The organism is Sinorhizobium numidicum, from assembly GCF_029892045.1.
Lineage (GTDB): Bacteria > Pseudomonadota > Alphaproteobacteria > Rhizobiales > Rhizobiaceae > Sinorhizobium > Sinorhizobium numidicum.
This window is the reverse complement of record NZ_CP120368.1, coordinates 3,495,712-3,520,903: the sequence shown is the minus strand read 5'-3', so window position 1 is coordinate 3,520,903 and position 25,192 is coordinate 3,495,712. Positions and strand designations below refer to the sequence as shown.

Genomic DNA, 25,192 nt, shown 5'->3' with positions numbered 1-25,192 from the left:
CGGAAGATGAGCGGCAATCCAAGGATCGGGCCAAAGATCGTAGTTGTCGGTGCGGGTGCCTTCGGAACGGCGCTGGCCGCCGTCGCGGCGGCAAGGGAGAAGGCCAACGTGACGCTGCTTGCGCGGCGAGAGGAAGTGGCTGCGGAATGCCGCCAGACCGGACGCAACGAAGCGGCACTGCCCGGCATTTCGCTGCCGGCCAGTCTTGCTTTTTCCTCCGATATGGCTGTGCTCGTCGACGCCGAGATCGTGCTCTTCGCAATGCCGTCGCAGGCGCATCGGGACGCGGCGCGGAGCTACGGTCCGGCGATTAGTTCCAACGCGACGATCGTCACCTGCGCCAAGGGCATGGAACAGTCGACAGGCCGGCTCTTGACCGACGTGCTCGACGAAGAACTGCCGGGACACAGCATCGGTGTGCTCTCCGGGCCTGGCTTTGCTACCGACATTGCCAAGGGCCTGCCGACGGCGATGGTCATCGCCGCGCCCGACACGGAGATTGCAACGGAACTCGCTGAAGCGCTTTCCGGACGGACGTTCCGGCTCTATCCCTCGGGCGACCGCATCGGCGTTCAGCTCGGCGGCGCGCTGAAGAACGTGCTGGCGATTGCCTGCGGTATCGTCGAAGGCGCGGGGCTCGGAGATTCGGCCCGCGCGGCGCTGATCTCGCGCGGTCTTGCGGAAATGTCGCGGTTCGTGGTCGCCCGTGGCGGCGAGCCTGAAACGGTTCGCGGTCTTTCGGGCCTCGGCGATCTGGTGCTCACGGCCACGAGCCACCAGTCGCGCAATTTGCGTTTCGGCATCGCGCTCGGCAAGAATGGCGGTGCCGGCGAACCGGGCGGAGAGCTTGTTGAAGGCGCTTTTGCCGCATCGGTTGCGGCCCGCGTAGCCCGCGAACTCGGGATCGACATGCCGATCACCGAGGCGGTCGCCGCCATCATCGACGGAAAGCTCGATGTCGCCACCGCGCTCGAACAGTTGATGTCGCGCCCGATCACCCAGGAGTGATTCGGCACCTGCAGCGCCGCGCGGCAGACGCGCAAGAATTGCTGCAGCACTTGGAATTGGTGCATGGTTTTGTCCTTAAGTCGGTTCCGATTTAAGGAAACATGCAGAGGGAATAATCTCGTCAGGAGGAACCATGCTCTTCGCACTTCTATGCACGGACAAGCCCGGGGCGCTGCAATTGAGGCTCGACACCCGCCCGGACCACGTCGCCTATCTCAACGAGCTGAACGCCAAGGGCATCCTCAAGATCGCCGGTCCGTTTCTCGGCGATGACGGCAAACCGACGGGAAGCCTGGTGATCGTCAAGGCCGAGACGCTCGAGGAAGCGAAGGCGATCGCCGAGGCCGACCCCTATGCGAAGGCGAGTCTCTTCTCGAATGTCGAGATCAAGGCCTATAATTGGGTCTTCAACAATCCGGAGGCTTGAGGGGCGATGGCTTTCTGGTTGTACAAATCCGAGCCCGCCAAGTGGTCTTGGCAGATGCAGAAGGACGCCGGAGAGAAGGGCACCGAGTGGACCGGCGTGCGAAACTATCTCGCGCGCAACAACATGCGGGCAATGAAGATCGGCGATAAAGGGTTCTTCTACCACTCCAACGAGGGGCTGGAGATCGTCGGTATCACCGAGGTCTGCGCGCTCTCGCATCCGGATTCGACGGCGCAAGGAGACGCCCGCTGGGATTGCGTCGACATCCGCGCTGTCATGGACATGCCGCGCCCGGTCTCTCTCAAGGAGATCAAGGAAAATCCAAAGCTTGCGAAAATGTCGCTGGTAACCTCGATGCGGCTTTCCGTGCAGCCGGTGACCGAGGACGAATGGCTCGAAGCCTGCCGGATGGGCGGGCTCGACAATCCGCCGCGCTGAGACGTTGAAGACCGACCCAGAAAGCTTCATCCGTGCGAACACCGGCATTCTCTCGCCGCCGCACGTGCCGGAAATTCGCCTGCACCTCGCCAGCGAAGCGCATGATCTCTGGCTGAAGACAGAGGAGGAACTGGAGGCGATCGGGCTCCCGCCGCCGTTCTGGGCCTTCGCTTGGGCTGGCGGCCAAGGGGTGGCGCGATACATTCTCGATCATCCGGAAACGGTGCGCGGACGACGGATAATCGATTTCGCCTCCGGCTCCGGCCTCGTCGCCATCGCGGCGAAGATGGCCGGGGCTGCCTCGGTGCTGGCCGTCGACATCGACCCATGGGCGGAAACGGCGGTGCACATGAACGCCGAACTGAATGGCGTCGAACTTGTCTTCAAAGGTGAGGATATCATCGGGCGGGAGAAGATTGCCGATGTGTATCTTGCCGGAGACGTCTTCTACGACAAGGGCTTTGCCGATCTTCTCCGGCCGTGGTTCAACGAGCTTGCGCGTGCCGGCGCCGTCGTTCTCGTCGGCGATCCAGGGCGCGCCTATTGCCCGCGTGAGCTGATGACGGCGCTGGCGGCTTATGAGGTGCCGGTCACCCGTGCTCTCGAGGATAGCGAGGTGAAGCGTACGACGGTCTGGCGATATGGAACCACTGGCGCTTGACGCTCAGATCTACGGCCGAACGACGCAGACGCCATGTTCCCATGAGCAGGCGCTCGCATTCGTTTGCGGCGAGACAATGATGATCTTTGCGCGTTTCGCCGGTGGTGTGGGCTCGGCGATATTCTCCGCGAAGTAGCCGTAGCCGCCGTCCCGGCTGAAATAGATGCCGTTGCCCTCCTCCCGGAACGCGGAAATGCCGCCGGCATAGGTGCCGATGCCGGGCGTTACAGAAGGAAAATCATAGCCGCCATAATTGGCGGAGCCGTAGTTCCCGCCGATTATAAAGATAGTGGGACCGTGATGCCCACTGCGCCATGCATGGCGGGGCAGACGATGCTTCAAGCGCACATGCCGGGTACGGGTCTGGACGTCAGGTAGGCCGCGGGGGGCGAATGAAGCGAAACGGTCGATGCTGGTGATGACGGAGCGATGCCGTCTATGGCCGGCAAAGAAGCGGCGGCTGCCGTGCCATTTGCGCGATGCGTGGTGCGGCGGCCGATGATGGAGCCGGATATGGCGGACACGAGTCTGGACTTCGGGCAATCCCTGCCCGTCGGCGGCTTTCACCGGCAGACTGGGCGGCAGCGCAAGCGCGCAGGCCAGCAGTAGAACTTTAGTCGCACGGACCGCCTGTAACAGATTCATGCTGCCGTGCCCTTCGGATTACGTTTAACAAATCGTTAATCGCATCCTGAGCCAGTTGCAGGCAAATGTCACGGATTTGCTTAGGTTTTTGCCCCTCAGCGTTAACGCTGGCCAATGTCTTCGTCAGACCTAAAAATGCCGCTTTTCGTCTAATCGATTAAATTTATTTTGCACCGCAAACACACTTGTCGTTAAGCATTCTGGTGATTAAAGGTCCGAATGACTGAATTGCGCACAATCGGGTGCTATACCGGACAAAACTAGTCCACTTCTGGACGGAAATCCGGTAATTCCGTGAGGTTCCGATGACGAATGTCACAAGAAGCCGGCCGCTCTCGCCGCACCTTCAAATCTATAAGCCAATTCCCACCATGATCATGTCGATTGTGCACCGCATTACCGGCGGTGCACTTTATTTCGGCACGATCCTGGTCGCCTGGTGGCTGATCGCAGCAGCCTCGGGTGCTGCCTACTACGATTGGGTGAACTGGTTGTTCGGCACGCTGATCGGCAAGGTCGTGCTCTTCGGCTACACCTGGGCCCTGGTGCACCACATGATCGGCGGATTTCGGCACTTCGGCTGGGATCTCGGCTACGGTTACGAAAAGCATTTCGCGACGATGATGGCGAAGGCGACGATCGTCGCCTCGGTCCTCCTTACCCTGTTGATCTGGATCGTCGGCTACCTGGCTCGCTACTGAGGGAAGATGTAAATGACAATGCGTACTCCCCTCGGCAAGGTCCGCGGTCTCGGTTCGGCAAAGGAAGGGACCGAGCATTTCTGGCGCCAGCGCGTCACGGCGGTCGCCAGCGTGCCACTGCTGATGTTCTTCGTGATCTTTCTGATGCGTTATGCCGGAGCGCCGCATGCGGAGGTCGTCGCGGCGCTTTCGAACCCGTTCGTCGCCGTGATCATGGGTCTGACGGTCATCGCCAGTCTCATTCACATGAAGATCGGCATGCAGGTCATCATCGAGGACTACGTGCATGCCGAAGGCGCCAAGATCGTCCTTTTCATGCTCAACACTTTTTTCGCGATCGCAGTCGGCGCTCTCTGTCTTTTCGCCGTCCTGAAGATCGCATTTGCAGGGTAATTTCGTCATGGCATCGATCAGTTCACCGGCTGCGAACGGCAAGGCCTACCAATATGTCGACCACGCCTTCGACGTCGTTGTGGTCGGCGCCGGCGGCGCCGGTTTGCGCGCTACGCTCGGCATGGCCGAGCAAGGTCTGAAGACGGCCTGCGTCACCAAGGTTTTCCCGACGCGCTCCCATACGGTCGCCGCCCAGGGGGGCATCGCCGCCTCGTTGCAGAACATGACGCCGGACTGCTGGCAGTGGCATCTTTACGACACGGTGAAGGGCTCGGACTGGCTCGGTGATGTCGACGCCATGCAGTATCTCGCCATGGAAGCGCCGAAGGCGGTCTATGAGCTCGAGCACTACGGTGTGCCCTTCTCGCGCAACGAAGAAGGCAAGATCTACCAGCGCCCGTTCGGCGGGCACATGCAGAATTATGGCGAAGGCCCGCCGGTGCAACGGACCTGTGCGGCCGCCGATCGCACCGGCCATGCCATCCTGCACACGCTCTATGGCCAATCGCTGCGCAACAACGCGGAATTCTTCATCGAATATTTCGCGATCGACCTGATCATGTCGGACGATGGCCGCTGCACCGGTGTCATTGCCTGGAACCTCGATGACGGCACGATCCATCGCTTTGCCGCCAAAATGGTCGTGCTGGCGACCGGTGGCTACGGCCGTGCCTATTTCTCCGCCACCTCCGCACACACCTGCACCGGCGACGGCGGCGGCATGATCGCGCGCGCCGGCCTGCCGCTGCAGGACATGGAATTCGTGCAGTTTCATCCGACCGGCATCTACGGCGCCGGCTGCCTTATCACTGAAGGCGCGCGCGGCGAGGGCGGCTACCTCGTCAATTCCGAAGGCGAGCGCTTCATGGAACGCTATGCGCCATCGGCGAAGGACCTCGCCTCACGTGACGTCGTTTCCCGCTGCATGACGATGGAAATCCGCGAAGGCCGCGGCGTCGGCAAGAACAAGGACCACATCTTCCTGCATCTCGACCATCTCGATCCGGCGGTGCTGCACGAGCGCCTGCCGGGTATTTCGGAATCGGCGAAGATCTTCGCCGGCGTCGATGTGACCCGCGAGCCGATCCCGGTGCTGCCGACCGTTCACTACAATATGGGCGGCGTGCCCACCAACTATTGGGGCGAGGTCCTGAATGCGGACGGCCAGAATCCCGAGCGCATCGCGCCCGGCCTGATGGCCGTCGGCGAGGCCGGCTGTGCCTCGGTGCACGGCGCCAACCGCCTCGGCTCGAATTCGCTGATCGATCTCGTCGTCTTCGGCCGCGCGGCGGCGATCCGAGCTGGTCAGATCATCGACCGCAACGAGGCGGTTCCGGAGATCAACAAGGCTGCCAGCGATCGGATCATGGAACGCTTCGACAATCTGCGGCATGCCAATGGCAGTACGCCGACGGCGCTGCTGCGCGACAAGATGCAGCGCGCCATGCAGGATGACGCAGCCGTGTTCCGCACCCAGGAATCGCTCGAATCCGGCTGCCGCCGTTTGTCGGCGATCTGGAAGGAACTGGCGGATATCAAGGTCACCGACCGCTCGATCATATGGAACTCGGACCTCGTCGAGACGCTGGAGCTCGACAACCTGATGGCCAACGCCATTACGACCGTTTACGGCGCCGAAGCGCGCAAGGAAAGCCGCGGCGCGCATGCGCGGGAAGACTACAAGGACGGCCCGCTCGGCGGCCGCGACGACGTCAACTGGCGCAAGCATACGCTCGCCTGGGTCAACGAGACCGGCGAGGTCAAGCTCGACTATCGCCCGGTTCACACCAGCCTGATCGCCGACGGCATCGATCCGAAAAAGATCGAACCCAAAGCGCGCGTCTATTGATCTCGAGGAAAACAGGACATGGTTGAACTCGCTCTTCCCAAGAACTCGCAGGTCACCGAAGGCAAGGTCTGGCCGAAGCCGGTCGGCGCGACGAAGCTCCGCGAATACCGGGTCTATCGCTGGAACCCGGACGACGGCAAGAACCCGCGCATGGATACCTATTATATCGATATCGATGATTGCGGTCCGATGGTGCTCGACGGTCTGCTCTACATCAAGAACAAGGTCGACCCGACGCTGACGCTTCGCCGCTCCTGCCGCGAGGGCATCTGCGGTTCCTGCGCGATGAACATCGACGGTACCAACACGCTCGCCTGCACCAAGGGCATGGACGAGATCAATGGCGCTGTGAAGGTCTATCCGCTGCCGCATATGCCAGTGGTCAAGGACCTGGTGCCGGATCTGACCAATTTCTATGCCCAGCATCGCTCGATCGAGCCCTGGCTGAAGACAGTGTCGCCGACGCCGGCCAAGGAATGGCGACAGAGCCACGAGGACCGCCTCAAGCTCGACGGCCTTTACGAGTGCATTCTCTGCGCCTGCTGCTCGACCTCCTGTCCGAGCTACTGGTGGAACGGCGACCGCTATCTCGGGCCGGCCGTTCTCCTGCAGGCCTATCGCTGGCTGATCGACAGCCGCGACGAAGCGACCGGCGAGCGCCTCGATGATCTCGAGGATCCGTTTCGGCTTTATCGCTGCCACACGATCATGAACTGCGCTCAAGCCTGTCCGAAAGGGCTGAACCCGGCCAAGGCGATCGGCGAAATCAAGAAGATGCTGGTGGAGCGCAGGTTCTGATCTGTGCGCTTCGATCATGCTGCAATTCGATGGCGGGCTTGGCCCGCCGTTTGCTTGAGTTTCACGATGCGGGTGCGGGCGGAAAACCACACCCACTTTCCTCAACCCGCTCTATCACGATCCTCACATCGACGTGTTGGCAAGTGATTTGAAACTTCCGGCGACCGGCGTAGCTATTAGTCAGGGATGGAGGTCGCCGATGCTTCGCCTTCTGCTTGGATTTATCGCCAGTTGCCTCCTGCTGTTGCCGGCGCGGGCGGCCGAGCCGCAATTCGCGATCTTTGCGGGGGGATGCTTCTGGTGCGTCGAGACCGACTTCGACGCCGTGCCGGGGGTTCTGGAGACGGTCTCCGGCTATGCCGGCGGCAAGACCCAAAATCCGACCTATGAAGACTACGCCGGAGGCGGGCACCGTGAAGTGGTCCAAATTAAGTTCGATCCCGACAAGGTCTCCTATTCCGAGCTTGTGGGGATCCTGTTCCGCACCACGGATCCCACGGATGGCGGCGGCCAGTTCTGCGATCGCGGCTTTGCTTATACGACTGCGATCTACGCCCTGAACGATCGGCAGTCGATGGATGCGAAAGCCGAAAAGATCAAGGCTGAGGCCGAGCTCGGCAGGCCGATCGTCACGCCGGTCGAGGGTGCGGTCAAATTTTGGCCGGCCGAGGACTATCACCAGGACTTCGGGGCGCGGAACCCGATCCGCTATTGGTATTATCGCAATGGCTGCGGCAGAAACAGAACGGTCGAAGCGCTCTGGGGCGACCGCGCCTATGCGGGCGTCAATCACTGATTGTAGTCGATCGGATGCCGTTTCAATCCTGCAACAGGCAGGGCTGAAATGCCTTACCTTGATTTGTCAGGTGGATTTGCTGTAATTCGGCCTTTATTATCGCGTTGCATCATGGTTCGCGGACGAAAACGGGGGTAAAGATATGCGGGTTCTTCATGCGGCGGCCGGGTTGGCGGTTGTGCTTGCGCTGACCGGGTGCCAGCGGACATCCATGGGTGGTTTTGGTTCTCAGGATGTTTCTCCCGCTCCCCTGCAGGCGCAGCCCGTGCCGACTGTTTCATCGAGCCAGCTTCCGGATCCGACGACCAACACATCGCAGTTCCCCACCGCTCCGACCAGCGGTACCGCGACGCCCGGCGGCACGCAGCCCGGAACCCAGGTTGCTGCCGCCACCAATGCGCTCGACGTCACCAAGGAATCGATGGTCGGCAACTGGCGCGTCTCCAGCGCCGGCAGTTCCTGCGACATGTTCCTGACCCTGACGAATCTCGGCAGCGGATCGCGCGGCGGCACGCGCGGCTGCGCCGGCGAACTGACTGCGATGGGATCCTGGGAAGTGGCCGGCAAGCAGGTGGTGCTGAAGGATCGAAACGGTAATGCGATCGCGCGTCTCTACAAGACGGCGGATGCGCGCTTCGACGGTTCGACCAACGGCGGCCAGCCGGTCAGCCTCAGCCGCTGACGGGCTGGTTACCGGCTCGGCTTCGCGCCGCACCCGAAGTGGATGAGAAAAAGTGCGAAGAGTTCCGTCATCCCGCCGCAGTTTTCTAAAGGCGGTTCCTGTCTCCGCTCGGGTGCAGCGTGCTCAATCCTGACGATAGCATTCATCACAAGCTCGAAACACTTGTTGCAGCCGGCGAGCGGCAGCGTGATCCGGCGCAATTTGCAATCGCAAGACGGCTCGATCACCTGACGGCGGAACTGCTTGCCAGCCGACCGTCGCGCAAGTCCAATGCACTCGGCTGGCTGTTCGCCTCTCGCAAGAGGGAGCGCGAGCCGGTCAAGGGGCTCTACATCCATGGTGGGGTCGGCCGCGGCAAGACGATGCTGATGGACATGTTCTTCGATGCCGTGCCCATCCAGCGCAAGCGTCGGGCGCATTTCCATGAATTCATGGCCGATGTGCATGAGCGCATCTACAAGCATCGGCAAAGACTCAAAAACGGTGAGACGAAGCAGGCGGATCCCATCCCTCCAGTTGCCTCCGAGCTTTTCGGCGAAGCGCGGCTCCTGTGTTTTGACGAATTCTCGGTGACGGACATCGCCGACGCGATGATCCTGGCGCGCCTCTTCGGCGAACTCTTCGCCAGGGGCTGCGTTCTGGTCGCGACTTCGAACGTCGAGCCTGACAACCTCTATCGCGACGGGCTCAATCGCGGCCTCTTTCTGCCGTTCATCGATCTTCTGAAGGCGAACGCGGAGATCCTTTCGCTCGATACCGAGACGGACTATCGCCTTCAGAAAACCGACGGAAGCCCGGTCTGGCTGTCACCGCTTGGGCCCGAAACGGAGGCGGCAATGGACCGCGCCTGGTATCGCGAGACGGGGGGAGCGCCGGTTAGATCGACTGAGATCGGCCGCAAGGGCCGCAAGATCCGCGTGCCGGTGGCTGTGGGCCGCACGGCTCGATTCACTTTCGCGGATCTTTGCGCGCAGCCGCTCGGTGCCGCCGACTACCTCGCCATCCTCTCGCAGCACAGCACGATCTTCCTCGATCACGTGCCGCATTTGGGTCCACATCTGCGCAACGAGACCAAGCGTTTCATCATCCTCGTCGACGCCGTCTACGATCAGGGCGCCCGCCTCTTCGCCTCGGCCGTCGCGGAGCCGCAGCACCTTTTGACCGCAAAAAAGGGCACTGAAGGCTTCGAGTTCGACCGGACGGTGTCACGCCTCATTGAGATGCAGAGCGAGGAATATGCCGCCGGACATTCGGAGAATCTTGCTGTTCCGTGACGCAACGGTGACAGAAATTCTTACCTTTACGTAAGAATTTAATGGTTTAACCGATTGAAATTGTTCTCTGTCAAAGTATCGATTGATATTTCACCGTTTGCCGTTTAAGGGCTTTCCCCGCGAAGGTTTGGCGTTTGCCGCGTTTCAGGCCTCGATCATGGATCACAAAGGAAGCACTTTCATGGCGCGCAACAAGATTGCACTTATTGGTTCAGGGATGATTGGTGGCACGCTGGCGCATCTCGCCGGTCTGAAGGAACTGGGCGATATCGTCCTCTTCGATATTGCCGACGGCATTCCTCAGGGTAAGGGCCTCGACATCGCTCAGTCGTCACCGGTCGAAGGTTTCGACGCTTCGCTGACGGGCGCCAGCGACTATTCGGCAATCGAGGGTGCCGACGTCTGCATCGTCACGGCGGGCGTGCCGCGCAAGCCCGGCATGAGCCGCGACGATCTGCTCGGCATCAACCTCAAGGTCATGGAGCAGGTCGGCGCCGGCATCAAGAAATACGCACCGAATGCCTTCGTCATCTGCATCACCAATCCGCTCGACGCCATGGTCTGGGCGCTGCAGAAGTTCTCCGGGCTGCCGAAGAACAAGGTCGTCGGCATGGCCGGGGTTCTCGATTCCGCGCGCTTCCGTTACTTCCTCAGCCAGGAATTCAACGTTTCGGTTCAGGACGTCACCGCTTTCGTGCTCGGCGGCCACGGCGACTCGATGGTGCCGCTCGCCCGTTATTCGACCGTTGCCGGCATTCCGCTGACCGACCTCGTCCATATGGGCTGGGTCACCAAGGAGCGGCTCGAAGAGATCGTCCAGCGCACCCGTGACGGCGGCGCCGAGATCGTCGGGCTGTTGAAGACCGGTTCGGCCTATTATGCGCCGGCGGCTTCAGCGATCGAAATGGCAGAAGCCTATCTCAAGGACAAGAAGCGCGTGCTCCCCTGCGCGGCCCATCTCTCCGGCCAATACGGTGTGAAGGACATGTATGTCGGCGTGCCGACGGTGATCGGTGCCGGTGGCATCGAGCGCATCATAGAGATCGACCTCAACAAGGGCGAGAAGGAAGCCTTCGACAAGTCGGTGGCCGCTGTCGCCGGCCTGTGCGAAGCCTGCATCACCATCGCGCCCAGCCTGAAGTAACCGTCGCCAATCTGACAGGAAAGAACCGATGAACATTCATGAATATCAGGCCAAGGCTCTTTTGAAGAGCTATGGCGCGCCGGTCGCGGAAGGCGTTGCGATCTTCTCCGCCGACGAAGCCGAAGCGGCCGCGAAGAAGCTGCCGGGCCCGCTTTACGTGGTGAAGAGCCAGATTCATGCCGGCGGGCGCGGCAAGGGCAAGTTCAAGGAGCTCGGCCCCGATGCCAAGGGCGGGGTGCGCCTGGCGAAGTCGGTCGAAGAGGTCGTCGCCAATACAAAGGAAATGCTCGGCAACACGCTCGTGACCAAGCAGACCGGCCCGGCCGGCAAGCAGGTCAACCGCCTCTATATCGAGGACGGTGCCGACATCGACCGTGAACTTTACCTCTCGATCCTCGTCGATCGCTCCGTCGGACGCGTCGCCTTCGTCGTTTCGACCGAAGGCGGCATGGACATCGAGGCGGTCGCCGAGCATACGCCGGAGAAGATCGTCACCGTCGCGATCGACCCGGACAGGGGTGTGACCGCCGACGACCTGAAAACGCTTGCCGATGCGCTGCAGCTCGAAGGCGAGGCGCGCGCCGACGCCGAAACGCTCTTCCCGATCCTCTACAAGGCCTTTGTCGAGAAGGACATGAGCCTGCTTGAGGTCAATCCGCTGATCGTCATGAAGAACGGGCGCATGCGCGTGCTTGACGCCAAGGTTTCCTTCGACGGCAACGCGCTCTTCCGCCACGAGGACATCGTCGCGCTGCGCGACACGACCGAAGAGGACGAGAAGGAAATCGAAGCCTCGAAGCACGACCTCGCCTATGTCGCCCTCGACGGAAATATCGGCTGCATGGTCAATGGCGCCGGCCTTGCGATGGCGACCATGGACATCATCAAGCTCTACGGCGCGGAGCCGGCGAACTTCCTCGATGTTGGTGGCGGCGCCTCGAAGGAAAAGGTCACGCACGCCTTCAAGATCATCACTGCCGATCCGGCGGTGAAGGGCATCCTCGTCAACATCTTCGGCGGCATCATGAAGTGCGACGTCATCGCCGAGGGTGTTCTGGCTGCGGTCAAGGAAGTCGGCCTCAAGGTGCCGCTCGTCGTGCGCCTCGAAGGCACCAATGTCGAGCTTGGCAAGAAGATCATTAATGAATCGGGCCTCAATGTCATCTCCGCCGATGATCTGGACGATGCCGCCCAGAAGATCGTTGCAGCCGTGAAAGGAGCCTGAGGCTTATGTCCATCCTCATCAACAAAGATACCAAGGTTCTCGTGCAGGGCCTGACCGGCAAGACCGGCACCTTCCACACCGAGCAGGCGCTCGCCTATAACGGCACGAAGATGGTCGGCGGCATCCACCCGAAGAAGGGCGGCGAAACCTGGACCGGCGCCAAGGGCGAGCAACTGCCGATTTTCGCCACCGTTGCCGAAGGCCGCGATGCGACCGGCGCCAACGCGTCGGTGATCTATGTGCCGCCGGCAGGCGCAGCCGCTGCGATCATCGAAGCGATCGACGCGGAAATCCCGCTGATCGTCTGCATCACCGAGGGCATTCCCGTTGCCGACATGGTCAAGGTCAAGGCGCGGCTCGAGAAGTCGTCTTCGCGCCTCATCGGCCCCAACTGCCCGGGCGTGCTAACCCCGGACGAATGCAAGATCGGTATCATGCCCGGGAACATTTTCCGTAAAGGCTCGGTCGGCGTCCTTTCGCGCTCTGGAACGCTCACTTACGAAGCGGTCTTCCAGACTTCGAACGAGGGTCTTGGCCAGACGACCGCCGTCGGCATCGGCGGCGATCCGGTCAAGGGCACCGAGTTTATCGACGTGCTGGAGATGTTCCTCGCCGACGACGAGACAAAGTCGATCATCATGATCGGCGAGATCGGCGGTTCGGCCGAAGAGGACGCGGCGCAGTTCCTGAAGGACGAAGCCAAGCGTGGTCGCAAGAAGCCGATGGTTGGGTTCATTGCCGGCCGCACCGCTCCTCCCGGCCGCACCATGGGTCACGCCGGTGCCGTCATCTCCGGCGGCAAGGGCGGCGCGGAAGACAAGATCGCGGCGATGGAAGCCGCCGGCATCCGCGTCTCGCCATCGCCGGCCCGTCTCGGCAAGACCTTGGTCGAAGTCCTGAAGGGCTGAGCCTACATCAGTCCAATGGGGTGGCCTCGGTGCCGCCCCATTGGAGCCATGAATAGCGCCAAGATGACCGATCAGAGCGAGATGAAGTGGGCAAAGCAGCTCCATCCCGCCTCCCGCTCTGACTGACGGAAGCCCGATCAGACCTATTTTGAGTGTTCAAGACCATCCTGATCCAAGGCGCCGAGCAAACATGAACGACCGGGACAACCCGGCATCCCAACTTCAGTCAGGAGGCGGACCAAAGGTTCGCGAGAGACATGACAAGGCAAGAGGCCAACGAGCAATTCCAGCTCACATCGTTTCTGGACGGCGCCAACGCCGCCTATATCGAGCAGCTCTATGCATGCTACGAAACGGATCCGTCTTCCGTTTCGGCCGAGTGGCAGTCCTTCTTCAAGGCACTTGCCGACAGGCCTGAGGATGTCGTGAAGGCGGCCAAGGGCGCCTCCTGGAAGAAGAGCAATTGGCCTATCCCGGCCAACGGCGAACTGGTGTCCGCGCTCGATGGCGACTGGGGCACGGTTGAAAAGATCGTCGAGAAGAAGGTCAAGGCGAAGGCCGAGGAAGCCGCCGCCGTCACGGGCATACCGATCAGCGAGGCCGAGGTTCATCAGTCAACGCGCGATTCCGTCCGCGCGATCATGATGATACGCGCCTATCGCATGCGCGGCCACCTGCACGCCAAGCTCGACCCGCTGGGCCTCGCCGATCCGGTCGAGGATTACGACGAGCTCTCGCCGAAGACCTACGGCTTCGAGGAGAAGGATTACGACCGCAAGATCTTCATCGACAACGTGCTCGGCCTCGAATACGCGACGGTGCGCGAAATGGTCGAAATCCTCGAGCGGACCTATTGCTCGACGATCGGCGTCGAATTCATGCACATGTCCAACCCGGAAGAGAAGGGCTGGATCCAGGAGCGGATCGAAGGGCCGGACAAGGGTGTCGAATTCACCCCCGAGGGCAAGCGGGCCATTCTGCAGAAGCTCATCGAAGCCGAAGGTTTCGAGCAGTTCATCGACGTCAAGTACAAGGGCACGAAGCGCTTTGGCCTCGACGGCGGCGAATCGCTGATCCCGGCGCTGGAGCAGCTCATCAAGCGCGGCGGCCAGCTCGGCCTCAAGGAAATCGTTCTCGGCATGGCCCACCGCGGCCGCCTCAACGTGTTGTCCCAAGTCATGGGCAAGCCGCACCGCGCGGTCTTTCACGAGTTCAAGGGCGGATCCTATGCGCCCGATGACGTGGAAGGTTCCGGCGATGTGAAATATCACCTCGGCGCGTCGTCCGATCGCGAATTCGACGGCAACAAGGTTCATCTGTCTCTGACGGCGAACCCTTCGCATCTCGAAATCGTCAACCCCGTCGTCATGGGCAAGGCGCGTGCGAAGCAGGACCAGATAGCGACCGTCTTCGAAGGCGACATCATTCCGCTGCGCGAGCGCGTCAAGGTCATGCCGCTCCTGCTGCATGGTGACGCGGCTTTCGCGGGCCAGGGTGTCATCGCCGAAATCCTCGGCCTTTCCGGTCTTCGCGGCCACCGCGTCGGCGGCACGGTGCACTTCATCATCAACAACCAGATCGGCTTCACCACGAACCCGGCCTTCTCGCGTTCCTCGCCCTATCCGTCGGATGTGGCGAAAATGATCGAGGCGCCGATCTTCCACGTGAACGGCGACGATCCGGAGGCCGTTGTTTACGCGGCGAAGGTCGCGACCGAGTTCCGGATGAAGTTCCACAAGCCGGTCGTCATCGACATGTTCTGTTACCGCCGCTTCGGCCACAACGAAGGCGACGAGCCGGCGTTCACGCAGCCGAAGATGTACAAGGTCATCCGTGCCCACAAGACGGTGGTTCAACTCTATTCCGAACGCCTGGTCGCCGAAGGTCTGATCAGCGAAGGCGAGGTGGAAAAGATGAAGGCCGACTGGCGCGCGCATCTCGAACAGGAGTTCGAGGCCGGCCAGTCCTACAAGCCGAACAAAGCCGATTGGCTCGACGGCGTCTGGTCGGGCTTGCGCACCGCCGACAATCAGGACGAGCAACGCCGCGGCAGGACCTCGGTGCCAATGAAGCAACTGAAGGAAGTCGGCCGCAAGATTTCCGAGATTCCGGCCGGCTTCAATGCGCATCGGACTATCCAGCGCTTTATGGAAAACCGCGCCAACATGATCCAGACCGGCGAGGGCATCGACTGGGCGATGGCGGAAGCGCTTGCCTTCGGGACGCTCGTCACCGAGGGCACGAAGATCCGCCTTTCGGGCCAGGACTGCGAGCGCGGCACGTTCTCGCAGCGCCATTCGGTCCTCTACGACCAGGAGACCGAAGAACGTTATATTCCGCTCGCCAATCTGTCGCCGAACCAGGCGCGCTACGAGGTCATCAACTCGATGCTCTCGGAAGAGGCGGTGCTCGGCTTCGAATATGGCTACTCGCTCGCCCGCCCGAACGCGCTGACGCTGTGGGAAGCCCAGTTCGGCGACTTCGCCAATGGCGCGCAGGTGGTCTTCGACCAGTTCATCTCGTCCGGCGAACGCAAGTGGCTGCGCATGTCGGGTCTCGTCTGCCTGCTGCCGCACGGCTATGAAGGACAGGGTCCGGAGCACTCCTCCGCGCGTCTCGAACGCTTCCTGCAGCTCTGCGCGGAAGATAACATGCAGGTCGCCAACGTCACGACACCGGCAAATTACTTCCATATCCTGCGCCGCCAGGTGAAACGAGACTTCCGCAAGCCGTTGATCCTGATGACGCCGAAGTCGCTGCTGCGCCACAAGCGGGCGGTCTCCAGCCTTTCCGAAATGGCCGGCGAGAGCTCCTTCCACCGGCTGCTCTGGGACGATGCGGAGGTTGTCAAGGACGGCCCGATCAAGCTGCAGAAGGATTCGAAGATCCGTCGCGTCGTGCTCTGCGCCGGCAAGGTCTACTACGACCTGCTCGAAGAGCGCGAGAAGCGCGGTATCGACGATATCTATCTGCTGCGCGTCGAGCAGCTCTATCCGTTCCCGGCCAAGGCGCTCATCAATGAGCTCAGCCGCTTCCGCCATGCGGAGATGGTCTGGTGCCAGGAAGAGCCGAAGAACATGGGCGCCTGGTCGTTCATCGATCCCTATCTCGAATGGGTTCTCGCCCATATCGACGCCAAGTACCAGCGAGTGCGCTATACCGGACGGCCGGCTGCCGCCTCGCCGGCAACGGGCCTCATGTCCAAGCACATGGCGCAGCTTGTCGCCTTCCTCGAGGACGCGCTGGGGGGCTGATCGTGCCCCCCACGGCCTGCCAATCGACAGAAACAGATATCTGATCAACGGAACAAAAATCATGGCAACAGAAATCCGCGTTCCCACCCTTGGCGAATCCGTCAGCGAAGCGACCGTCGGCACCTGGTTCAAGAAGGTCGGCGACCCGATCAAGGCCGACGAGCCGATCCTGGAGCTCGAGACCGACAAGGTGACGATCGAAGTTCCGGCGCCGACCACCGGCACGCTTTCCGAAATCGTCGTCCAGGCGGGCGAGACCGTCGGCCTCGGTGCGCTGCTCGGCCAGATTGCCGAAGGCGCCGGTGCCGCCGCAGCTCCGGCTGCCGCCGAGAAAAAGGTCGAACCCGCTGCCGCTGCCCCGGCCGCACAGCCGGCTGCCGCTCCAGCTGCACAGCCCGCCGCTGCCGCGCCGGCCCCCCAAGCCGTCTCTTCGATGCCGCCGGCGCCCGCCGCCGCCAAGCTCATTGCCGAAAACAACCTTTCCGCCGATCAGCTCGACGGCTCGGGCAAGCGCGGGCAAGTGCTGAAGGGCGACGTGCTCGCCGCTGTCGCCAAGGGAATTTCGGCGCCCGCTCCCGCAGAGCCAGTCAAGGTCCAGGCCCGCGCGCCGGCAACGGCCGAAGACGCCGCGCGCGAGGAGCGCGTCAAGATGACCCGGCTTCGTCAGACGATCGCCCGGCGGCTCAAGGACGCGCAGAACACCGCCGCGATGCTCACCACCTACAATGAGGTGGACATGAGCGCGGTCATGAGCCTGCGCAACAGGTACAAGGACGTCTTCGAGAAGAAGCACGGCGTGAAGCTAGGTTTCATGGGCTTTTTCACCAAGGCCGTCACCCACGCACTCAAGGAACTGCCGGCGGTCAACGCTGAGATCGACGGCACCGACATCATTTATAAGAACTTCTGCCACGTCGGCGTCGCCGTCGGAACGGAAAAGGGTCTTGTCGTGCCGGTCGTGCGTGACGCCGATCATATGTCCATCGCCGAGATCGAGAAGGAAATCGGCCGTCTCGGCAAGGCTGCGCGCGACGGCATGCTGTCTATGGCCGATATGCAGGGCGGGACCTTCACCATTTCGAACGGCGGCGTCTACGGCTCGCTGATGTCCTCGCCTATCCTCAACGCGCCGCAGTCGGGCATCCTCGGCATGCACAAGATCCAGGACCGGCCGGTCGCGATCGGCGGCCAGGTAGTCATCCGCCCGATGATGTACCTGGCTCTGTCCTACGATCACCGTATCGTCGACGGCAAGGAAGCGGTGACCTTCCTCGTGCGCGTCAAGGAAAGCCTCGAAGATCCGGAACGCCTGGTGCTCGATCTCTAAGGACGGCGGGGGCACGATTGCAGCCCCCGTTTCTTTCTCTGGGATGCGCAAATGTCGCTGGAACTAAGTTACCTGCTCTGGAGCGCCGTGCTTGCCTTCGCCTATGTTACGGCGCAGGCAGGTGCCTATCGCTTGCAGAACGGGATTGTCGAGGTTGACCCCAACCGCGACATCCAGCCGCCGGCGGATGTGCTCACAGGACGGGCAACGCGGGCGCTTCGCAATTTCCACGAGACCTATCCGGTGTTTGTCGTTCTCGTCATCGTCGTAGAGTTCACCGGGCGAAGCGGAGCACTGACCGAGTGTGGAACTGTGATCTGGTTCTGGGCAAGGGCCGCCTATCTGCCGATCTATGTCGGCGGCCTCGGGTTGGTTCGTTCGGCGGTATGGGCGGTATCGGCGGCGGGCCTTGTCCTGATGCTTGCGGGCATTCTCATCTAGACGGAGGAGAAAGGCATGACATCCGAAGGGAAAATTCCCCCCATTCAAGTGCATCTTTGCGTCAACGGCGGTCTTGCCGCTATCGCCTTCTACGAGAAGGCGTTCGGCGCCGTGAACACGTTTCACCAGATGGCCGAGGACGGCAAACGCGTGATGCATGCCAATCTCGCCCTTTTTAGTGGCGAGATCATGCTGCATGACGAGTTTCCGGAATTCGGCATGAGCATAAAGTCGCCGCACACGGCCGGAGGCGCGAGCGTTGCGATCAACATCAATCTACCGAAACCGGAAGAGGTAGATTCGGCTTACGCCAAGGCGGTCGCTGCAGGGGCATCGACAGTGATGGAGCCGCAGGATACGTTCTGGGAAGCACGCTATGCGCGCATCGAGGATCCCTTCGGCCACATCTGGGCCTTCAACGCACCGGTCGCAAAATCATGAGCAATTACCTGGTCGAACTGGCATCGCTGATGGTGATTTTCTCCTTCGCCATCGTTTCGCCCGGCGCGGACCTCGCGATGGTGATGCGGCAGTCGCTCGTCCATAGCCGCCGCCAGGCGATCATCACCGCGTTCGGCATCGGCACGTCGCTGATGTTCCACGTCACCTATACGATTCTTGGGCTGGGACTGATCATTTCCCAGTCCATCTATCTCTTCAACATCGTCAAATGGTGCGGCGTCGCCTACCTCATCTATATCGGCATCAAAGCGCTGCGTGCCAGCCAGACAGGGATATCCGTGGAGGCGGGACAGATCACCGGCTCGGGCAAAAGGCAGTCGGCACTGAAGGCCTTCGGCCTCGGCTTCGCGGCCAATGCACTTAACCCCAAGCCGGTCTTCTTCTTCCTGTCCATCTTCTCGACCGTCGTCAGCGCGCAGACGCCGATGATGATCAAGTTCGGCTACGGCCTCGTCATGGCGAACTCACTGATCCTCTGGTTCGTCGGCGTCAGCCTGTTCATGACGACGCCGCGGATGCGGGCCGCCTTCACGCGCGCCAGCAAGTGGATCGACCGGGCAAGCGGTCTCGTTTTCATCGCGCTCGGCCTGAAACTCGCGACGGAAAAGGCGGCGTGAGAATGAGCGGGCGCAACGCCTTTTTTGCGTCGCTCGCGATCGCGTTGATCACCACGCCTGCGTTTGCAGAGGAGTGCAAGCAGGCGCATGCGATCTATGCCGATCCCGCTGGCATCTACGAACTGCGTTTCGAGCCGGTCGGTTCGGAAAGCGCCGTCACCAGCAATCATTTCAAGGTCAAGGTTGGGGAAACTGGGCTGCTGCTCGATGGCGTGGTGATGCAGTCCGGCGAGCCGGAGCGCCCGAACGGGATAGTGATGCACAACTGCCCGGAAGGCGACGTCACCGGCGCGGAGCTCAGTGCCTGCACCGTCTGGCAGGGCGTGATGTACACGGTCGACAAGGCGGGCAAGATTGGCCTGCTCGCTGCGGAAGATGAACCTGCCGCCGAGCAGATCTTGCTTCCGGATTTCGGTCCGTCGCTGCGCCTTTCCAGCGCCTGGGGCGAGGGCAAGGCCAATTCCGACAGTTCTGATGTATTTCAGCTCAGGGGATGTGCTGAATGAGTGACGGGCGCGTTCTTCTCGTCACCGGCGGCAGCCGCGGCATCGGTGCTGCCGTCTGTATTGGAGCGGCAAGCGAGGGCTGGCGAATTGCGGTCAATTACGCATCCAATCGGCAGGCGGCCGAGGATGTCGTCCGTCTCATCTCGAAAGCGGGCGGGTCTGCGATCGCGATTGAAGGCGATGTTGGATCAGAAGACGGAGTCAGGGCAATCTTTTCCACCGTCGACGCCGCCTTTGGTCGGCTGGACGGCCTCGTCAACAACGCCGGCATCATCGGCTCGCCGCAGCGTGTCGACCAGATTTCGCCCGAACGGCTGGAGCGGATGTTCCGCGTCAATGTGACCGGGGCGATCCGTTGCGCGGCGCAAGCGGTGCTCCGGATGTCGACGCATCACGGCGGTCGGGGCGGTTCGATCGTCAATCTCTCTTCCGTCGCTGCCGTCCTGGGTGCGCCGGGGCAATATGTCGACTATGCCGCCTCGAAGGGCGCGATCGACAGCTTCACCGTCGGCCTGGCGCGCGAAGTTGCGTCAGAAGGCATTCGCGTGAACGCGGTTCGCCCGGGCATCATTGATACGTATATTCACGCTTCCGGCGGACTGCCGGACCGCGCCCGTGACTTGGCTCCAACTATTCCCATGCAGCGTCCCGGAAGCGCCGGCGAAGTTGCCGATGCAATTCTCTATCTCCTGTCGGATAAGGCGACTTATGTGACGGGAGCCATTCTCAATGTCAGCGGCGGACGATAAGCGCCCTGAAAGAAGGATTATCAAATGGCTTATGATCTCGTCGTTATCGGAAGCGGCCCGGGCGGCTATGTGTGCGCCATCAAAGCGGCGCAGTTGGGCATGAAGGTTGCCGTCGTCGAGAAGCGCAGCACCTATGGCGGCACCTGCCTCAACATCGGCTGCATCCCTTCGAAGGCCCTGCTGCATGCTTCCGAGATGTTCCATCACGCTTCGCACGGATTGGATGCGCTGGGCGTGGAGGTCGCGAGCCCGACGCTCAATCTCGAAAAGATGATGGCCCACAAGGACGCGACCGTTAAGTCGAACGTCGACGGCGTCTCCTTCCTGTTCAAGAAGAACAAGATCGAGGGGTTCCAGGGCACGGGCAAGCTTCTCGGCCAAGGCAAGGTGTCGGTCACCAATGAAAAGGGTGAGGAGCAGATACTCGAAGCCAAGAACGTGGTCATCGCGACCGGTTCCGACGTCGCCGGCATTCCAGGTGTCGAAGTCGCATTCGACGAGAAGATCATCATTTCCTCGACCGGTGGGCTGGAACTGGAAAAGGTGCCAGCAAGCATGATCGTCGTCGGCGGCGGCGTCATCGGTCTAGAGCTCGGCTCGGTCTGGGCGCGTCTCGGCGCCAAGGTGACCGTCGTCGAGTTCCTCGACACGATCCTCGGCGGCATGGACGGCGAGGTCGCCAAGCAACTGCAGCGGATGTTGACGAAGCAGGGCATCGATTTCAAGCTCGGCGCCAAAGTGACCGGCGTCGCGAAACCGGGCAGCGGCGCGAGAGTCACCTTCGAGCCGGTCAAGGGCGGCGAGGCGATCACGCTCGATGCGGAGGTGGTGCTGATCGCGACCGGCCGCAAGCCTTGCTCCGAAGGCCTGGGTCTTGCAAAGGCGGGTGTTGTCCTCGACGCGGGCGGCCGGATCGAGATCGACCGTCACTTTCAGACGAGCATAACGGGCGTATACGCGATCGGCGACGTCGTGCGCGGGCCGATGCTCGCCCACAAGGCCGAGGACGAAGGCGTTGCCGTGGCGGAGATCATCGCCGGACAGGCCGGCCACGTGAACTACGACGTCATCCCGAGCGTCGTCTATACCCAGCCTGAGGTCGCCTCGGTCGGCAAGACGGAGGAGGAACTGAAGGCTGCCGGAGTGGCCTACAAGGTCGGCAAGTTCCCGTTTACCGCCAATGGCCGCGCCCGTGCGATGCAGGCGACGGACGGTTTCGTCAAGATCCTCGCCGATAAGGAAACCGATCGGGTGCTCGGCGGCCATGTCGTCGGCTTCGGCGCCGGCGAAATGATCCATGAGATTGCCGTGCTGATGGAATTCGGCGGATCGTCGGAGGACCTCGGTCGCACCTGCCATGCCCATCCGACAATGTCCGAAGCGGTGAAGGAAGCGGCACTCTCCACCTTCTTCAAGCCTATCCACATGTGACACTTGGGCGGGGGTCGCAGCAAAGCGGCCCCTGTCTCGCGCGATAGCGACGGCGGGTCCGTGCAGATCACCTGCGGCAGTGCAGAGTGTTGCAGCGGCCTTTGTGCGTCTGAAAAAGAAGCATGGGGCGCCGTCGAAACACCTGCGGTGATCAGTTTACCCGCGTGACTGTGAATCCCTGCTGGCGCAGGAGCTCGACAAGACCTTCATTGCCTGGAAGATGCAGCGCGCCGACGGCCATGAAGGCATTCCCTTCCTTCAGGATCGGCTCGGCGCGCACCGCCATGGTCTTGTTGCGATCGATGATGATGCGCTGCTCGAACTCGGCGTAGCCGAAGTCGCCCGACGAGACCTGTTCGGACACGGATTTCATCATCGGCATGATCATGCCGGTTTCGCCCGAAACATAAAGATCGGTGGTCGTCGCCATGACGTCGTCGATCGTCTTGCCGAGTGCCAGCGTTTCGATCAGCGCCTGCAGATGCAGTTCGACTGGCAAAGAATCCATGGCGGAAAGCTGCTCCACCAGCGTTTCCAGACCTTTCAAGGTCTTTCCCTGTTCTACGGCATCTTCGGCGAGCTTCTTATCGAGGAAGGACGCGCCGGCGGCTTTGCGCGAAAATTCGCAGGCCGGAAGCGCGACGAAGCTCGCAATCATCCAGGGCTTCATCTTGGCGACGAGCGGCAGGGATATGCCCCGCTGCTTGAGGCCGCTCTCCAGCCGCGAGCGGTCTTCAGGCTTCAGGAAATCGTCGATCGTCTTGTCACCGGCAAACATGGTGAGGTCGGGCCTCATCAGTATGGCAGTGGCAGCCTTCTTCTCGTCGATGATCTCGTCCGATTCGACGACGACGGTCCGAGCCTCGGCAAAGGCATCGGCCGCACCGTGGGGCATGGCCAGGACGCGCGGGTCCGCGACATGCATAGTGCCGAGCAGCCAGGAGGGTGCCAGGCCCTGCCTTTCGATCTTCCAGAAGAGGCCCTTGCCATTAGGGACCTCGTCGGCTTCGTGCCTTAGCGCGGCCAGGCGGACCGGATCCGTGCGCTCGAGACCGGTCAAAATGTTGCTGCCGCCGCAGTCGGTTCCTTCCGCCGCCCTTGCATTGGAGATGGAAAGCAACGCGACAACAAGGCTTGCGGCCATCAGCACATGCAGCAGCACGATCAGCCGCAGTAAACTGTCAGCCGCCCTGACGGCGAGATTGCGAACGGGTCTGGTGATTGTCATGAGCATTGCTTTCCGCACTGGTGTTCGGACACTACGCCGCTGCGGTCACAGGTTCCTTAATAAGCTTGGTTAATGGAGAAGCGTGCCGGATTTTAGAGCGGTATGAAGAAAAGCGTGAGCGGTTTTCCGCCTGCATCAGTCACGTTTTGATTTTGGGCCGATTCAACCCAGAATCGTCGTGACTAGGCACGTGGATGGGCGCGGTCATAGATTTCCAGGAGACGTGCCGAATCGACGCCGGTGTAGACCTGCGTGGTCGAGAGGCTCGCATGGCCAAGCAGTTCCTGGATGGTGCGGAGGTCCCCGCCGCCGGCCAGAAGATGCGTGGCGAAGGAATGGCGCAAGGCATGCGGCGTTGCCGAATCGGGAAGGCCGAGTGCTGCGCGAAGCTTCTGCATTTCGCGCTGGATGATCGCCGGCTGGAGCCTCGCACCGCGCGCGCCACGGAACATCGGCGCATCGGCGGCGAGTTGGTAAGGGCAGAGTTTCCGATAGATCGCGACCGCTTCCGTTGCCGCGGCGATCAACGGGACGATCCGCGTCTTGCCGCCCTTGCCGGTGATCCGCAGCGAGCTGGCGGCAGCGCTGAAATCGGCGGGCGCCAAATCAAGCGCTTCGGATATGCGCAGGCCGCAGCCGTAGAGAAGCGTCAGCACGGCGGCGTTTCGTGCCGCGATCCAGGGCTCTTCGGCGAGCTGCGCATCCGACGTCACCACCTTGAGCGCGTCCCGGTCGGTCAGGGGCTTCGGCAGCGATTTCGGCTGTTTCGGCGAGCGCACGGCGGCAGCGCCCGCGGCATTGGCAAGGCCGTTTTTTTCCAGATAGCGCAGAAAGGAACGCAGGCCCGCAAGCCCGCGCCCGAGCGTGCGTGCTCCCGCTCCGCCCTTGCGTCGTTGCGCGAGGAAACCGCGGAGGTCGGCGGGGCGCAGGGTGCGGATGTCGGAGAGGCGAGGAGGGCCGGCAAGGTGGCCGGTCAGGAAGATCAGGAACTGCCGTGTATCGCGCTCATAAGCCTCGACGGTCTTTTCGGAAAGGCGGCGCTCCTCGGCAAGGCTTCTGAGCCAGCGCTGGCGTTCCGCAATGACTTCGGGATGGCCTATTACAAGAAGCTCGTGCATTGTCGTTCCGGCAATCAAGGATGCCGTCGAGAATGCCATCGAGCGTCTTATGTTTTTGCTAACGTGCTCTTGGAATTTGTCATTCTTCGATCATATTGAACTGCAATGGTCGGTCAGCAACCGCGGATGGGACTATGGCGAGACGTGATTCGGCGAGCGCGTTGGCGCATTTTGCAGAGGCAATTGCGCTAGTCTCGCAAGGGCGGCCGGGTCACATCGTAGACACGCTGATAGCGGAGCGCGGCCAGAGGATCGTTCGTCATCCGTTGTGGCCCGTCATGCGGCCCTTTCTCTACACGCTGCTCAATTACCGCAAGGCGATCGAGTTCGCCAACGCCGTCGGCAATATGCCGGGCTTTCAGGCCTTCGAGCACCTAAGCTCGCTGCTGGCGCTGGATATTCGGGTGGACAGGGCGGAGCGCATACCGGCACGCGGCGGATTTCTGCTGGTCAGCAATCACCCGACGGGTATCGCCGACGGCATAGCGATTTTCGATCTTCTGAAGAGCCGCCGCCCGGACATGATGTTCTTCGCCAACCGCGATGCAATCCGCGTCAATCCGCGTTTCGTCGAGATGGTCATTCCGGTCGAGTGGCGCGAGGAGCACAAGAGCAAGCTCAAGGCCCGCGAAACGCTGCAGGTTACCAATCGCGCAATCGAAGCGGGCAAAGCGACGGTGCTGTTTCCTTCCGGCCGCATCGCCTACTGGGCGGACGGGCGTCTCAACGAACGCCCCTGGAAAAGCTCCGCTGTCACGTTTGCGCGCAAATACGCGCTGCCGATCCTGCCGGTGCACATGAGCGCCCGCAATTCCGGCCTCTTCTATTGGTTCGCCAAATGGTCGACGGAGCTGCGCGACATGACGGTGTTCCACGAGCTTCTGAACAAGAAGGGCGATCTTTTCGATTTCCGCATCGGCAATCTCATCGCTCCGGAAGCGCTCGACGGCGACCCGACAGAGGTTACTCGGGCGCTTGAACGCCACACGGTATTCGAGCTCGCGCGGGATAGCGATGCGGCGTTCACGTCGCCCGCCGGGGTGGCGTAGGAAGGTATTTGCCCCCTCATCCGGCCTGCCGGCCAGCTTCTCCCGCAAGCGGGGCGATAGC

General features: G+C 61.7%; 26 protein-coding genes. 23 read left to right on the top strand and 3 right to left on the bottom strand.

Annotation, left to right across the window (positions count from 1 at the left end):
* The first annotated feature begins 6 nt into the window (after positions 1-6).
* The 4 genes from PYH37_RS28080 (at position 7) to PYH37_RS28065 (ending at position 2,534) form a co-directional block, all read left to right on the top strand.
* On the top strand, positions 7-1,008 hold the full coding sequence (locus tag PYH37_RS28080) for an NAD(P)H-dependent glycerol-3-phosphate dehydrogenase (RefSeq protein WP_280734762.1): 1,002 nt from the start codon (positions 7-9) through the stop codon (positions 1,006-1,008).
* A gap of 133 nt (positions 1,009-1,141) precedes the next feature.
* Positions 1,142-1,435: a YciI-like protein gene (locus tag PYH37_RS28075; protein ID WP_280734761.1), complete on the top strand. Its 294-nt coding sequence runs from the start codon at positions 1,142-1,144 to the stop codon at positions 1,433-1,435.
* Positions 1,436-1,441: 6 nt separating this feature from the next.
* Complete coding sequence (locus PYH37_RS28070) at positions 1,442-1,873, top strand: EVE domain-containing protein (RefSeq protein ID WP_280734760.1); 432 nt, start codon at positions 1,442-1,444, stop codon at positions 1,871-1,873.
* Between the two features lie 4 nt (positions 1,874-1,877).
* Positions 1,878-2,534 (top strand): class I SAM-dependent methyltransferase, encoded by a 657-nt coding sequence (locus tag PYH37_RS28065; protein ID WP_280734759.1) that lies wholly within the window; start codon positions 1,878-1,880, stop codon positions 2,532-2,534.
* A 9-nt stretch (positions 2,535-2,543) separates the two neighbouring features.
* Here the strand turns inward: PYH37_RS28065 and PYH37_RS28060 are convergent, their stop codons facing one another.
* Entirely contained in the window at positions 2,544-3,179 is a 636-nt protein-coding gene (locus PYH37_RS28060) for a hypothetical protein (RefSeq protein ID WP_280734758.1), read from the bottom strand.
* Positions 3,180-3,484: 305 nt separating this feature from the next.
* Between PYH37_RS28060 and sdhC the strand changes: the two genes are divergently transcribed.
* The 18 genes from sdhC to lpdA all read left to right on the top strand — a co-directional run bounded on the left by sdhC (position 3,485) and on the right by lpdA (position 21,736).
* Positions 3,485-3,880: a succinate dehydrogenase, cytochrome b556 subunit gene (gene sdhC, locus PYH37_RS28055; RefSeq protein WP_280734756.1), complete on the top strand. Its 396-nt coding sequence runs from the start codon at positions 3,485-3,487 to the stop codon at positions 3,878-3,880.
* 12 nt (positions 3,881-3,892) lie between these two features.
* Positions 3,893-4,273, top strand: coding sequence for a succinate dehydrogenase, hydrophobic membrane anchor protein (sdhD, locus tag PYH37_RS28050; RefSeq protein WP_280734755.1), 381 nt, complete (start codon positions 3,893-3,895; stop codon positions 4,271-4,273).
* A 7-nt stretch (positions 4,274-4,280) separates the two neighbouring features.
* A complete protein-coding gene (gene sdhA / locus PYH37_RS28045; protein ID WP_280734754.1) occupies positions 4,281-6,122 on the top strand; it encodes a succinate dehydrogenase flavoprotein subunit in 1,842 nt (613 codons plus the stop codon).
* A gap of 18 nt (positions 6,123-6,140) precedes the next feature.
* Positions 6,141-6,920, top strand: coding sequence for a succinate dehydrogenase iron-sulfur subunit (locus PYH37_RS28040; RefSeq protein WP_280734752.1), 780 nt, complete (start codon positions 6,141-6,143; stop codon positions 6,918-6,920).
* A gap of 199 nt (positions 6,921-7,119) precedes the next feature.
* Complete coding sequence (msrA, locus tag PYH37_RS28035) at positions 7,120-7,716, top strand: peptide-methionine (S)-S-oxide reductase MsrA (protein ID WP_280734751.1); 597 nt, start codon at positions 7,120-7,122, stop codon at positions 7,714-7,716.
* Between the two features lie 142 nt (positions 7,717-7,858).
* Positions 7,859-8,398, top strand: coding sequence for a protease inhibitor Inh/omp19 family protein (locus PYH37_RS28030; RefSeq protein ID WP_280734750.1), 540 nt, complete (start codon positions 7,859-7,861; stop codon positions 8,396-8,398).
* Between the two features lie 119 nt (positions 8,399-8,517).
* A complete protein-coding gene (gene zapE / locus PYH37_RS28025; RefSeq protein WP_280734749.1) occupies positions 8,518-9,672 on the top strand; it encodes a cell division protein ZapE in 1,155 nt (384 codons plus the stop codon).
* 181 nt (positions 9,673-9,853) lie between these two features.
* Complete coding sequence (gene mdh / locus PYH37_RS28020) at positions 9,854-10,816, top strand: malate dehydrogenase (protein WP_280734748.1); 963 nt, start codon at positions 9,854-9,856, stop codon at positions 10,814-10,816.
* Between the two features lie 28 nt (positions 10,817-10,844).
* On the top strand, positions 10,845-12,041 hold the full coding sequence (gene sucC / locus PYH37_RS28015; protein ID WP_280734747.1) for an ADP-forming succinate--CoA ligase subunit beta: 1,197 nt from the start codon (positions 10,845-10,847) through the stop codon (positions 12,039-12,041).
* A gap of 5 nt (positions 12,042-12,046) precedes the next feature.
* Positions 12,047-12,949, top strand: coding sequence for a succinate--CoA ligase subunit alpha (gene sucD, locus PYH37_RS28010; RefSeq protein ID WP_280734746.1), 903 nt, complete (start codon positions 12,047-12,049; stop codon positions 12,947-12,949).
* 257 nt (positions 12,950-13,206) lie between these two features.
* Positions 13,207-16,203: a 2-oxoglutarate dehydrogenase E1 component gene (locus PYH37_RS28005; protein WP_280734745.1), complete on the top strand. Its 2,997-nt coding sequence runs from the start codon at positions 13,207-13,209 to the stop codon at positions 16,201-16,203.
* 61 nt (positions 16,204-16,264) lie between these two features.
* The gene (odhB, locus tag PYH37_RS28000) at positions 16,265-17,530 is read left to right on the top strand and encodes a 2-oxoglutarate dehydrogenase complex dihydrolipoyllysine-residue succinyltransferase (protein ID WP_280734744.1); all 1,266 of its coding nucleotides are present in this window, start codon (positions 16,265-16,267) and stop codon (positions 17,528-17,530) included.
* 51 nt (positions 17,531-17,581) lie between these two features.
* The gene (locus PYH37_RS27995) at positions 17,582-17,971 is read left to right on the top strand and encodes an MAPEG family protein (protein WP_280734743.1); all 390 of its coding nucleotides are present in this window, start codon (positions 17,582-17,584) and stop codon (positions 17,969-17,971) included.
* A gap of 15 nt (positions 17,972-17,986) precedes the next feature.
* Positions 17,987-18,412, top strand: a complete 426-nt coding sequence (locus tag PYH37_RS27990; protein WP_280734742.1) for a VOC family protein — start codon at positions 17,987-17,989, stop codon at positions 18,410-18,412.
* Positions 18,409-19,050: a LysE family transporter gene (locus PYH37_RS27985; RefSeq protein ID WP_280734740.1), complete on the top strand. Its 642-nt coding sequence runs from the start codon at positions 18,409-18,411 to the stop codon at positions 19,048-19,050. Before PYH37_RS27990 ends, PYH37_RS27985 begins: the two co-directional genes overlap by 4 nt.
* Before the next feature lie 2 nt (positions 19,051-19,052).
* Entirely contained in the window at positions 19,053-19,556 is a 504-nt protein-coding gene (locus PYH37_RS27980; protein ID WP_280734738.1) for a hypothetical protein, read from the top strand.
* Positions 19,553-20,305, top strand: coding sequence for an SDR family oxidoreductase (locus tag PYH37_RS27975; RefSeq protein WP_280734736.1), 753 nt, complete (start codon positions 19,553-19,555; stop codon positions 20,303-20,305). The genes PYH37_RS27980 and PYH37_RS27975 overlap by 4 nt, the downstream gene beginning before the upstream one ends.
* Positions 20,306-20,329: 24 nt before the next feature.
* The gene (lpdA, locus tag PYH37_RS27970) at positions 20,330-21,736 is read left to right on the top strand and encodes a dihydrolipoyl dehydrogenase (protein WP_280734735.1); all 1,407 of its coding nucleotides are present in this window, start codon (positions 20,330-20,332) and stop codon (positions 21,734-21,736) included.
* Positions 21,737-21,887: 151 nt separating this feature from the next.
* Here lpdA and PYH37_RS27965 read toward each other — a convergent pair whose 3' ends face one another.
* Together PYH37_RS27965 and PYH37_RS27960 are read right to left on the bottom strand one after the other, a co-directional pair.
* Positions 21,888-22,964 (bottom strand): TraB/GumN family protein, encoded by a 1,077-nt coding sequence (locus PYH37_RS27965; RefSeq protein ID WP_425336130.1) that lies wholly within the window; start codon positions 22,962-22,964, stop codon positions 21,888-21,890.
* 182 nt (positions 22,965-23,146) lie between these two features.
* Positions 23,147-24,082, bottom strand: a complete 936-nt coding sequence (locus tag PYH37_RS27960; protein WP_280734733.1) for a tyrosine recombinase XerC — start codon at positions 24,080-24,082, stop codon at positions 23,147-23,149.
* A 134-nt stretch (positions 24,083-24,216) separates the two neighbouring features.
* Here PYH37_RS27960 and PYH37_RS27955 point away from each other — a divergent pair, with 134 nt between their 5' ends.
* Positions 24,217-25,131 (top strand): GNAT family N-acetyltransferase, encoded by a 915-nt coding sequence (locus tag PYH37_RS27955; RefSeq protein ID WP_280734732.1) that lies wholly within the window; start codon positions 24,217-24,219, stop codon positions 25,129-25,131.
* Positions 25,132-25,192 lie beyond the last annotated feature (61 nt).